This is a genomic window from Pseudomonas sp. PA-4-8C, from assembly GCF_021606625.1.
GTDB lineage: Bacteria > Pseudomonadota > Gammaproteobacteria > Pseudomonadales > Pseudomonadaceae > Aquipseudomonas > Aquipseudomonas lactis.
The window spans coordinates 1-12,551 of the sequence record NZ_WKCD01000158.1 but is presented as its reverse complement, the minus strand read 5'-3'; the positions used below and the strand labels follow the sequence as shown (position 1 = coordinate 12,551).

General features: G+C 59.2%; 7 protein-coding genes and 1 tRNA gene. All 8 read left to right on the top strand.

The genetic code is table 11. The features are described from left to right. On the top strand, nucleotides 1-404 hold a 404-nt coding region (gene tolA / locus GIW04_RS20180), incomplete at its 5' end, for a cell envelope integrity protein TolA (RefSeq protein ID WP_236479153.1). A gap of 17 nt (nucleotides 405-421) precedes the next feature. Next, entirely contained in the window at nucleotides 422-1,702 is a 1,281-nt protein-coding gene (tolB, locus tag GIW04_RS20175; protein WP_032874245.1) for a Tol-Pal system beta propeller repeat protein TolB, read from the top strand. Nucleotides 1,703-1,757: 55 nt separating this feature from the next. After that, nucleotides 1,758-2,258: a peptidoglycan-associated lipoprotein Pal gene (gene pal, locus GIW04_RS20170; protein WP_003193861.1), complete on the top strand. Its 501-nt coding sequence runs from the start codon at nucleotides 1,758-1,760 to the stop codon at nucleotides 2,256-2,258. A gap of 6 nt (nucleotides 2,259-2,264) precedes the next feature. Continuing rightward, nucleotides 2,265-3,095, top strand: coding sequence for a tol-pal system protein YbgF (gene ybgF / locus GIW04_RS20165; protein WP_003193860.1), 831 nt, complete (start codon nucleotides 2,265-2,267; stop codon nucleotides 3,093-3,095). Nucleotides 3,096-3,259: 164 nt separating this feature from the next. Further along, nucleotides 3,260-3,907 carry a 7-carboxy-7-deazaguanine synthase QueE gene (queE, locus tag GIW04_RS20160; protein WP_120248600.1) on the top strand — a complete coding sequence of 216 codons (648 nt, stop codon included), beginning with the start codon at nucleotides 3,260-3,262 and terminating at the stop codon, nucleotides 3,905-3,907. 123 nt (nucleotides 3,908-4,030) lie between these two features. Beyond that, a tRNA-Lys gene (locus GIW04_RS20155) sits at nucleotides 4,031-4,106 on the top strand. Nucleotides 4,107-4,503: 397 nt separating this feature from the next. After that, nucleotides 4,504-6,225: a ShlB/FhaC/HecB family hemolysin secretion/activation protein gene (locus GIW04_RS20150; protein ID WP_120248601.1), complete on the top strand. Its 1,722-nt coding sequence runs from the start codon at nucleotides 4,504-4,506 to the stop codon at nucleotides 6,223-6,225. 30 nt (nucleotides 6,226-6,255) lie between these two features. After that, on the top strand, nucleotides 6,256-12,551 hold a 6,296-nt coding region (locus GIW04_RS20145), incomplete at its 3' end, for a two-partner secretion domain-containing protein (RefSeq protein ID WP_236479152.1).

Genomic DNA, 12,551 nt, shown 5'->3' with positions numbered 1-12,551 from the left:
AGGAAGCAGCACGCAAATCCGCCGAAGAGAAAAAGGCCCAGGCCCTGGCAGATTTGCTTTCCGACACGCCGCAGCGTCAGCAAGCCTTGGCCGATGAGCGTGGCGATGAAGTCGCGGGCAGTTTCGACGACCTGATTCGGGCGCGGGCAGCGGAAGGTTGGACACGTCCACCTTCGGCACGTAAAGGCATGACAGTAGTGCTGCAGATCGGCATGTTGCCGGACGGTACGGTGACTTCGGTCAGCGTGGCCAAGTCCAGTGGTGACGGTTCGTTCGACAGTTCGGCGGTTGCCGCGGTCAAGAATATTGGCCGGTTGACCGAGATGCAGGGAATGAAACCAAGTGACTTCGCTCCCTATCGTTCATTCAAGATGACATTCACACCTGAGGATTTAGCCTTGTGAGAAACCTTCTTCGAGGAATGCTTGTCGTTATTTGCTGTATGGCAGGGATAGCGGCGGCGGATGAAAAGAACATCCTGGTAACCAGCGGCAGTGATCGGGCCACCCCGATTGCAGTCGTGCCGTTCGGTTGGCAGGGCGGCAGCGTGCTGCCGGACGACATGGCCCAGATCGTCAGCGACGACCTGCGTAACTCCGGTTACTACGCGCCGATTCCAAAAGGCAACATGATCAGCCAGCCAACCCAGGCCAGCGAAGTCATCTTCCGTGACTGGAAGGCGGTCGGTGCCCAGTACCTGATGGTCGGCAGCATCACGCCGGCCGGCGGTCGCCTGCAGATCCAGTACACGTTGTTCAACGTGGCCACCGAGCAGCAGGTTCTGACCGGCAGCGTATCGGGTACCGCCGAGCAACTGCGCGACATGGCTCACTACATCTCGGACCAGTCGTTTGAAAAACTCACCGGTATCAAAGGGGCGTTCTCGACGCGCCTGCTGTATGTGACGGCTGAGCGTTTCTCTGTAGACAATACCCGCTACACCCTGCAGCGTTCGGACTACGACGGTGCACGTGCAGTGACCTTGCTGCAGTCCCGTGAGCCAATCCTGTCGCCGCGCTTTGCGCCAGACGGCAAGCGTATTGCCTACGTATCGTTCGAACAGCGTCGCCCGCGCATCTTTGTGCAGCACATCGATACTGGCCGTCGTGAGCAGATCACCAACTTCGAAGGCCTCAACGGTGCGCCAGCCTGGTCGCCGGATGGTTCGCGCCTGGCTTTCGTGCTGTCCAAGGACGGCAACCCGGATATCTACGTGATGAACATGGCCTCGCGCCAACTGAGTCGCGTGACCAGCGGCCCGGGCATCAACACCGAACCGTTCTGGGGTAAGGATGGTTCGACCATCTACTTCACCTCCGACCGTGGCGGCAAGCCTCAGGTCTACAAGGCAAATGTGAACGGCGGCGGTGCGGAACGTGTGACCTTTATTGGTAACTACAACGCCAACCCCAAGCTTTCGGCCGATGAAAAGACGTTGGTGATGATTCACCGTCAGGATGGTTTCACTAATTTCCGGGTTGCGGCCCAGGATTTGCAGCGCGGAACCGTAAAAATCCTTACAGATACCAACCTTGATGAGTCAGCCACTGTTGCGCCCAACGGCACCATGGTAATCTACGCCACCCGCCAGCAGGGCCGGGGAGTCTTGATGCTCGTGTCCATCAATGGACGCGTAAGGCTCCCACTTCCTACCGCACAAGGCGAAGTCAGAGAACCATCCTGGTCCCCTTACCTGAACTGACGCGGCGCTACAAAAAGAAGTACTTAACACACTGGGGTTCATTAGGAGTTTCACGATGGAAATGCTGAAGTTTGGTAAGTTTGCTGCTCTGGCTCTGGCTCTGTCCGTAGCCGTTGGTTGCTCCTCTAAAGGCGGCGACAATGCCGGTGAAGGCGCAGCTGTTGATCCAAACGCTGGTTACGGCGCCAACACTGGTGCGGTCGACGGCTCCCTGAGCGAAGAAGCTGCTCTGCGCGCTATCACCACTTTCTACTTCGAATACGACAGTTCGGACCTGAAGCCAGAAGCCATGCGCGCTCTGGACGTTCACGCCAAGGACCTGAAAGCTAACGGCGCTCGCGTTGTTCTGGAAGGTAACACTGACGCCCGTGGTACTCGTGAGTACAACATGGCACTGGGCGAGCGTCGTGCGAAAGCCGTTCAGCGCTACCTGGTACTGCAAGGTGTTGCTCCAGGCCAACTGGAACTGGTTTCCTACGGTAAAGAGCGTCCAGTTGCAACTGGCAACGACGAACAGTCGTGGGCTCAGAACCGTCGCGTCGAACTGCGTAAGTAATTCGTCATGCGAACGTGCCGTCGTGCTCTAACTGTATTGGCTCTCAGCTTCGCACCGCTTGCGGTGTGGGCTGCGGTTCCTGTAACGGATAGCAACTCAGGCTATAACAATAGCGGGAGCAGTTATCCGCCAGCAGGTTATGGCACGAACGGCGCCTATGCGGGGGGAGCGGCTACGTCCGCTCCCTCGGCACAGGGCGAACTGTTCAACCAGCTGCAACGCATGCAGGATCAATTGGCCCAGCAACAAGGCGCCATTGAAGTTCTGCAAAATCAAGTGAACCAGCTGAAGCAAGAAGGCTTGGAGCGATACCAGGATCTTGATCGTCGTATTGGAGCCGGTGTTGCACCTGCCGCTACTCCTGATAATTCTTCTGCCGGTGGCGCACCCAGTGCCGCTGCCGGTGGCGCCGCAGCGGGGGCCGCTGCTGCCGCCCCTGCTGCCAGCAGCGAGCCGGGTGATCCAGCGAAGGAAAAACTGTATTACGATGCAGCCTTCGACCTGATCAAGGCCAAGGACTTCGATAAGGCCAGCCAGGCTTTTACCGCTTTCCTGCGCAAATACCCTAACAGCCAATACGCGGGCAATGCCCAGTACTGGTTGGGTGAGGTCAACCTGGCAAAGGGTGATTTGCAAGCGGCGGGCCAGGCTTTTGCCAAGGTCAGCCAGCTGTACCCCAAGCACGCCAAGGTTCCGGATTCGCTGTACAAACTCGCTGATGTAGAACGCCGCCTGGGTCATACCGACAAGGTCAAAGGCATTCTGCAGCAGGTGGTTGCCCAGTACCCGGGTACCTCCGCGGCGCAGTTGGCCCAGCGGGACCTGCAACGCTTGTAAGCCATGCAGCCCGTTTAGAAGAAACCCGCGCTTGTCGCGGGTTTTTTCGTTAGAATCCACGCCCTTTTATGAAACACGCTTCCTGGGGTTGACGCGTTGGCGCAATCCCTTGAAGTGCCTGACGGAGGCGGACAGCCTGTTTAGCTGTTACGCCCGTGGCGACTATGCAAGACACATTACGTATTACCGAAGTCTTTTACTCGTTGCAGGGTGAAACGCGCACTGCTGGCCTGCCCACTGTCTTTGTACGGTTGACCGGCTGCCCATTGCGTTGCCAATACTGCGACAGCACCTACGCCTTCAGCGGTGGTACCGTGCGCACCCTCGACGACATCCTGGAACAGGTTGCCGGCTACCGGCCGCGCTACGTCTGCGTGACGGGCGGTGAGCCTCTGGCGCAACCCAACGCCATTCCGTTGCTCAAACAGCTGTGTGATGCCGGCTACGAGGTCTCACTGGAAACCAGCGGCGCCCTGGACATCTCTGCGGTCGACCCGCGTGTCAGCCGAGTGGTCGACCTCAAGACCCCGGACTCCAAGGAAGCCCACCGCAACCGCTACGAGAACATCGACTTGCTGACGGCCAACGATCAGGTCAAGTTCGTCATCTGTTCCCGTGACGATTATGACTGGGCCACCTCCAAGCTGATCCAGTATGGCCTGGAGCGGCGGGCGGGCGAGGTGCTGTTCTCACCCAGCCATCACGACCTGAACGCCCGGGAGCTGGCGGACTGGGTAGTGGCGGACAACCTGCCGGTGCGCCTGCAATTGCAGCTGCACAAGTACCTGTGGAACGACGAGCCAGGGCGCTGATCAGGCGGCTGCGATAGGCGTTCTACCCACCGAATTACCGTTCAAATGCGTTTTTTCTGATTTATTTAAAATAAGGTGTTGAATAATCCTTAGAAATCAGTATTATACGCGCCACAACACAGCGGGTCGTTAGCTCAGTTGGTAGAGCAGTTGGCTTTTAACCAATTGGTCGTAGGTTCGAATCCCACACGACCCACCATTTTTGGCGGTTTAGAAAATCCGGAAGGCCCACGCAAGTGAGGATTTCCGGGTTTTTTTTTGCCTGTGATTTGGCCGATACAAATCGCCGCTGGGGCACCGCCTGCCCGAATTTCCGTTGTCGTCCAAACATTCCTTAAATTCAAATATTCATACGCGAACCGGTGCTGACCGAATAGTCCGGACGTTCGTGTGCGTGTTCAATGTGTATCAAATCTGATACCGCTGGTCGGATAATCTTTTTTAAATTCATCAAATACTTGGTTGTTTTTGAGTATATTTCTTAAAAATCATAGTCTTAATGGTTTTTTGGGAAATTTCCTAAAGTTTAGTCAGTTTGTTGGCGCTCCATTCCAGCGATGTTAGTTTGCCATCCTTCGTCACGCGATGGATCGAACATGCCTGCCTCACTGCCACGGACTCGGTATTCACTGAGCATTGCCCTGCTTGCCTGCCTCGCTTCCCACGGAGTGATGGCGGCAACCCTGCCGGGTGATCAGGACCTGATCCGCGAACGGCAAAACCGCCTTTTGGAAGATCAACAGCGCCGCCTTGAGCAGCTCAAGGAACTGCCTGGCAAAGAGGCCCGGCCCGAAGCGCCGGTAGCCCCGGTGGACAGCCGTTGCTTCCCGATCCAAACCATTGAACTCCAGCGTGCCGACCACCTGCCTGTCGCTGAACGCGAGCGTCTACTCAAACCGTACGCCGGTCAGTGCCTGGGCGTTGCACAACTCAATACCCTGCTCAAAGACATCACCAACTACTACATCGACAAAGGCCTGGTCACCAGCCGCGCCTACTTGCCGCAACAGGACATGTCCAAGGGGCACCTGCAAGTGCTGGTGGTGGAAGGCAAACTCGAAGGCGTGAAGGGCGCAGACAACAGCAAACTGTCGGACCGCGAACTGGCCATGGCCTTTCCCGGCAAAAGCGGCGAGATATTGAACCTGCGAGAAATCGAACAGGCCGTCGACCAGCTCAACCGTTTGCCGTCCAACCAAGCCCAAATGGAGCTGACCCCAGGCGATGCCGTCGGCGGCAGCTCGGTGCTGGTCAAAAACAACCCGCAAAAGCCATGGCGTGCCAGCCTGTCGCGTAACAACGATGGCCAGAAAAGCACTGGCGAACAGCAGTGGGGCACCGGCTTTGAGTGGGACAGCCCGCTGGGCCTGGCCGATCAGCTGATTCTGCGTGGCGGCCATGACGCGGTCAGCGACCATCAGAAAACCTCCAAGAATGCGATGCTCTACTACAACGTGCCCTGGGGCTGGTGGAACTTCAGCTACAGCTACAACCAGAGCGACTACCGTTCGGTCGTCCAGGGCGACGGTTTCGACTTCAAGCAAACCGGTGACAGTGAAAACCATCAGTTGCGCGCTGAGCGGGTGATCCACCGTGATGCCGTGAGCAAGACGTCGCTCAACGTCGGCCTGTCCCACCTGCGCACCAACAACTACATCGAAGACAGCCGCCTGGCCGTCAGCAGCAATCGCCTCAGCGAGTTGCAGTGGGGCATCAACCACGGTCGGCGAGTTGGCAGTGCGTTTGTCAACGTTGACCTCGGCATGCAGGACGGCATCGGTTTGCTCGATGCCCAGGCGCAACATGAGCGCGATCAGAACGGCAATCGGTTGGCCAATTCCCGCTACCGCAAATACACCGCCACCGTCAGCTACCTGCAACCCTTCACGCTGTGGGGCGAGTCGTTCAGTTTTACCAGCCTGGCCACCGGCCAACGCAGTGAAGACGTGCTGTTCAGCCCCCAGCGCATGAGCCTCGGCGGCTCGGCGTCGGTACGCGGCTACAAGGATCAGCAACTGACCGGCGACAGCGGCGGTTACTGGCGCAATGACCTGCGCTGGAGCCGCCCGGTGACCCTCGGTTGGCTGCGCCCGGTCTTCGGTGAATATGGTGCCAGCTTGGGCTACGACCAGGGCGTGATCCGCAACGGCCGCTACAACGGCGAAGTGCACGGCCGCGTCTCAAGCAACTCCCTTGAGCTGTTCGCCCGCGGCAAACACGTGAGCACCAGCGTGACCTTTGCCCACTCCCTGGAGCGACCGGCCGCGCTGCTTGAACGCGAAGCGCCGATCTACTTCCGCCTGGATTTCTTCCTGTAATTCACCGCCCAGTTGCAACGAGAATTTGAAATGGATGTTCGCCAATTTGCCTTCCTGGTTCGCCAGCCTTCTGCTGCCCTGAAAAGCCGTGACGCGTTCCTGGGCCTGCCCAAACGTGGCCTGGCGCTGATCCTGGCCAACGCGCTGTTCTGGCAACCGTTGCTGGCCCAGGCCGAAGGCATCGTGGTCAGCGCGCCCGGCACCACCGTGGGCGCGGCGGGCAATGGCGTGCCGGTTGTGAACATCGCCACCCCTAATGGCAGTGGCTTGTCCCACAACCAGTTCAAGGACTACAACGTCGGCGCCAACGGCGTGATCCTCAACAACGCCACCGAACGCACTCAATCGACGCAACTGGGCGGCATCATCCTCGGCAACCCGAACCTGCAAGGCCGCGCCGCCAATATCATCCTCAACGAAGTCAACGGCGGCAGCCCCAGCCAGTTGCGCGGCTACACCGAAGTGGCGGGCCAGTCGGCCAAAGTCATCGTCGCCAACCCCTACGGCATCAGCTGCAACGGTTGCGGCTTCATCAACACCCCCAACGTCACCCTGACCACTGGCAAACCCATCCTCGATAATGGCCGCCTGGACCGCTACCAGGTCGATGGCGGCGCAGTGACCATCGACGGCCAGGGCCTGGATGCCGGCAACGTTGACCACTTCGAAATCATCACCCGCTCGGCCAAGATCAACGCACAGATCAATGCGCGCAACTTGAGCGTGATTGCCGGGCGTAACGACGTGAATGCGCAGACCTTGACTGCCACTGCGCGGGCCGATGACGGCAGTGCCAAGCCGGAGCTGGCGATTGACTCGACGGCGTTGGGTGGGATGTATGCGGGAGCGATCAAACTGGTCGGGACCGAGGCCGGGGTTGGGGTGAAGCTCGACGGGGCGCTGATCGCCAGTGGGGGCGATATTCAACTCGATGCCAATGGCCAATTGAAGTTGGCCCAAGCCAAAGCCGAGAACGGCGCGATTGCGGTCAACGCGGCCAGCGTGCTGACCCAGGGCGCGGTGCATGGCGGTACCACGCTGACCGTGCAAAGCCAGGGTGACCTGAACAACCAGAGCAACCTGAGTGCTCGTGACCACATCACGCTGTCCAGCGGTGGCCAACTGAACAACCGCGGTATTATCGAGTCCGGCGTTAACCTGGACCTTAGCCGTAATGCCACAGGGGATATCAGTCTCAGCGCGCAGAGCCTCAACAACACTGGCAGCAGTGTGGTTTCCAGCCGAAAACTGACCGTCAACGCCGCGCAGGCCTTGATCAATCAGGGTGGAACCTTGAGCGCCAAACTGGCCGCCCACATTAGCGCAGGCACCCTGGACAACCAGAACAAAGGCCGCGTGTTGAGCTCGGGTGGTCTTGAACTGAACGCCAACCAGTTGCTCAACGCCCAGGGTGGACTGGTCACCAGCAGCGGGCCGTTAACCGCTACTGTCGGCCAGTTGAGCAACCGCAGCGGCGAAGTGTCCAGCCTGGGCGTCGCAACGCTGAATATCACTACGCTGGACAACGTCGCGGGCATCGTCACCGCCAATCAGGGCCTGCGCATCACGGCCAGTGGCGCCATCAATAACCAGGGCGGCAAACTCACCAGCCTGGACACCTTGAATCTCACTGCGGGCGCTGTAGATAACAGCGCTGCTGGCCGTATCGCCAGCAACCAGGCCCTGGCCGCCAACGTCGCCAGTTTGAACAACAACACCGGTCAACTCACCAGCGTCACCGCGCTGACGCTGGACGTGAACAAGGGCCAGTTGAGCAACCAGAGCGGCTTGATTCGTGGGCCGATCCTGGCGTTGAACAACCTTGCCGATGTTGATAACCAGGGCGGTGAAATTGCCAGTGCCCAGAGTCTCACCTTCACAGCCAATAGCCTGGACAACACCGGCGGCAAACTGCTGAGTGATCAGGCCCTGACGCTGCGTTTGACTCAGGTGCTGAACAACGTCAAAGGCCTGGTTTCGGCCAATGGTCTTGATGTTCGTGCGGCGAGTGTAAACAACAGCACAGGTACGCTCACCAGTGACGCCAGTGTGTTACTGACGCTGGATGGGGCATTGACCAACACCCAAGGCGAAGTGTCCAGCGCCAACGCCACGCAGGTGCAAGCCGCCAGCCTGGATAACAGTGGCGGCAAGGTCACTGGCGATACCTCGTTGAATGTGGATGTGCGTGGCGCGCTGAACAACCGTCAAGGTGTACTCGCTACCGGCCAAACGGCCTCGATCACCGCCGCCAGCCTGGATAACAGCAACACCGGCAAAGTGCTCAGTGACGGCAGCCTCACCACGCGTATCATGGGGTTGCTGGACAACCAGAGCACCGGCTTGCTCACCGCCAAAGGCGCGATGGACGTGCAGGCGGGTAGCCTCGATAACCGTGGCGGCAGCTTGAGCGGCAAAGACTTGCTGACCCTGAATACCGCCAGCCTCGACAACCGAGGTGGCAAGGTCAGCGCCGACAAGGACCTGCAACTCAACGCTACCCAGTTGAATAACCAGGACAAGGGCCTGCTCAGCGGGCAGGCGGCGATCCGTTACCTGGGCGCTGCCCTGAATAATCAGGGCGGTTTGCTCAGCGCGGTGGGACCGGTACGCATAGATGCGACGAGCGTGGAAAACGCCAGTGGGCGGATTTCCAGCCAAGGTGATCTCACCGTCAACGTGACCCATTTCAATCAGCAAAAAGGTGAGCTGGTTGCACAAGGCAACATGAGCCTGACCGGCAGCACGCTGGATAACAGCAGTGGCGGCCTGATTGGCTCGACCAAGGCACTGACCCTGACCGTCGATGACATCAACAACCAGGCCGGGGAAATTTCCAGCACCGCAGACGTGAACCTGACGGGTACCCGTCTGAATAACAGCAGCAGTGGCAAGGTGTTGGCCGGTACCAGTCTGGGACTCAAGGTGGCGCAAGTCATTAACCAGAGCGCGGGCCTGCTGTTCGGCAAAGGCCAGGTGACCCTGCAAGGCCATAGCCTGGACAACAGCGGCGGTACGGTGTCCGGGCAACAAGGCCAAAGCCTGACCTTGAGCGGTGACTTGAATAACACTGCTGGCCTGCTCACCAGCGAAGGCGCCATCACCGCCACAACGGCAGTGCTGAATAACACGTCAGGCACGGTTTCGAGTGCTGGTGCTATTGCTCTGAGCGCTACGGGTGCACTGACTAACCAAAATGGTGCGATAACCACTGACCAAGGCTTGATCCTTAACAGTGCCAGCCTGGACAACCGAACGGGGACCCTCAGCGCCAAGGGCGCGGTCAGCGTGACCACCGGGGCATTTGATAATACTCAAGCCGGTCGCCTGATAAGCAATGACACCCTGACCCTGACGGCCGGCCAGGTCAGCAACGGCAAAGACAGTCGTATCGCCAGCGACAAAGATCTGCTCGCCAGTGTGAAGGGTTTCGACCAGCAAGGCGGGCAGCTCTTCAGCAAGACATCGCTGAGCCTGGACTTGAACAACGGTCAACTGAACAACCAGCAAGGCCTGATCAACGCACCGTTGCTGATGCTGAAAAATCTCAGCGACGTCAACAACCAGGGCGGCGAGATTTCCAGCGTGCAGGCATTCACCCTGGCCAGCAAAAGCCTGGATAACAGCAACGGCAAGCTCATCAGCAATCAAGCGCTGACCCTGCGCGTCGATCAAGCCTTGAACAACATCAAGGGCCTGATCTCTGCGGCTGCGTTGCAGGTTCAGACAGCCAGCCTGGATAACAGCGGCGGCCTGATCAGCAGCCGCGGTGAACTGGGCGTTACGGTTGACGGTATTTTCAACAATCAAAATGGCTCGGTGGTGGGGGACGGCAACGTCCAACTCGCTTCCGCCAGCCTGGATAACACCGATGGGCAGCTTTCCAGCAAAGGTGATCTGACGGCTAACGTCGCGACGACTATCAACCACAACGGCGCACTGGTCGCCCAGGGTGCGCTTTCCCTTACCGGTCAGCGCCTGGATAACCGGCAAAATGGATTTGTGGGCGCCAACCAACGTATCGACATGAAGGTGGGTGAGGTCGATAACCGCAGTGGCGAGATTTCCAGCAAAGCCGCGGTGGCGCTGACCGGCCAACGCCTTGATAACAGTGACGGCGGCCTGGTGCTTGCGGCCACCAGCCTGAAGCTGGACGTCGACAAGGTACTCAACCGTAATAAGGGCCAACTCAGTGCTCAGAGTGGTGTGAGCCTGGCGGGTGCCTCTCTGGATAACAGCGGCGGCAGCCTTGTCAGCCAGAAAGACCTTGGCCTTAACCTCAGCGGTGAGCTGAACAACACTCAAGGTCGACTGAGCAGCGAGGGCCTGCTGAGCGTCAACGCGGCGGGCCTGATCAACCGTAAAGGCAGCGTGTCCAGTGCCGGCGCATTGAGCGTCACCACGGCCGGCGCAGTGGATAACCAGGGCGGGGAAATGGTCACCGATGCCGGCCTGACGCTGCGCAGCGCCAGCCTGGACAACGGCCAGAAGGGCACCCTCAGCAGCACTTCAGCGCTGAATATCACCACTGGCGCGTTCGACAACAGCCATGCCGGCAATGTCAGCACAAGCGACACGCTGACTATTACCGCAGGGCAATTGACCAACCACGACGGCGGTCGCCTGACCAGCAACAAAGCGCTGACTGCCAATGTCACCGGCCTGGACCAACAAGGCGGGAAGCTGTTCAGCAACACGTCTGTCGCACTGGACCTGAAAAACGGCCAGTTGAATAACCAGGGCGGCCTGATCAACGGCCCGCTGTTGATGTTGAAAAACCTCAAGGGCGTGAACAACCAGGGCGGTGAAATCTCCAGTGCCCAAGCCTTCACACTGACCGCCGACAGCCTGGATAACAGCAGCGGTAAATTGCTCAGCTACCAGGCCCTGACCCTGCGCATCACCCAGGCCCTGAATAACGTTAAAGGCCTGATTGCCGCCCAGTCCGTCGACGGCCGTGCCGCCACCCTGGACAACAGCGGTGGCACCCTGACCAGCCGTGGCGACACGTTGCTTAATGTCGACGGCCAGCTCACCAACCAGGATAAGGGGTTGATCAACGCGGCTAATGCTCTAACCCTCAACAGCGCGGGTGTGAACAACCAGGGCGGTTCTGTGTTGGGCAAGTCGATTGCCATCGACCTGGGCGGCGGTGACCTGAACAACACCAAGGGCTTGATCACCACCGAAGGTCAACTGACCATCAAACGCCTGCGCGACCTGAGCAACCAGAGTGGTGAGATTTCCACCGCGCAAAACCTCACCCTCAATGGCCGCACGCTGGATAACAGCGCAGGCAAACTGATCAGCAACACTGTGCTAACCCTGGACGGCACCCAGCTGACTAACCAAGGTGGCCTGATCTCGGGTTGGCAAGGTGTCAGTGTCAATGGCGTGGACTTGGACAACCGCAACCAAGGCACCGTCTCCAGCCGTTTTGGCAACGTCGATGCCACGCTGAGCAAAAGCCTGCTCAACAGCGGTGCCGGTGCACTGGTCAGCCAAAAAGCCCTGACCGTCAAAGCCGCCAACCTCGACAACAGCGACAAAGGCATCCTTTCCAGTGCGGGCGGGCAAACCCTGACCGTCACCGGGGTGCTCAAAAACGCCGGCGGTGGGTTGATCGACAGCGGCGCGGCCCTCGATCTGAACGTGCATACACTCAACAACGCAGGCGGCACGGTCAATGCGCAACAGGCCCTCAGCCTTATCGGCACCAGCCTCGACAACAGCGCCGGCAACCTGATTGGCAACGGCAGCGTAACCCTCGACCTGCTCGGCGCCCTGACCAACACCGACGGCAAACTTGCCAGCGCCGGTGCGCTGCTGCTCAAACGCGCCACTGAGGTCAACAACCAGGGCGGCCAACTGGTCAGCCAAAGCTTGCTGACCCTGTTCGCGGGCAGCCTGGACAACCGCAAGCGCGGCACCGTCGCGTCCAACGGCACGCTGCTGGCCACCACTACCGGCGCCATCCAAAACGACGGCGACGGGTTGATCTACAGCCAGAACGCCGACCTGAAACTCAAGGCCGCCAGCCTCGACAATGCCAAGGGCTCGATCCAAAGCCAGACCGCCCTGAACCTCGACATCACCGGCGCCTTCGACAACCAAAGCGGCAAAGTCATCGCGCAAAACGGCGCTGTCGACATCAAGGCCACATCCATCGACAACCGTGGTGGCACCCTGGCCAGCCTCAAGGGCACTCTGCAAGCCAAAGCGCTGGGTGGCTTGCTGCGCAACGACTTCGATCTGAGCAACAACCGTCAGGCCGGCATCATCCAGGCACAAAGCCTGATCCTCACCAGTGCCAGCCTCAACAACAA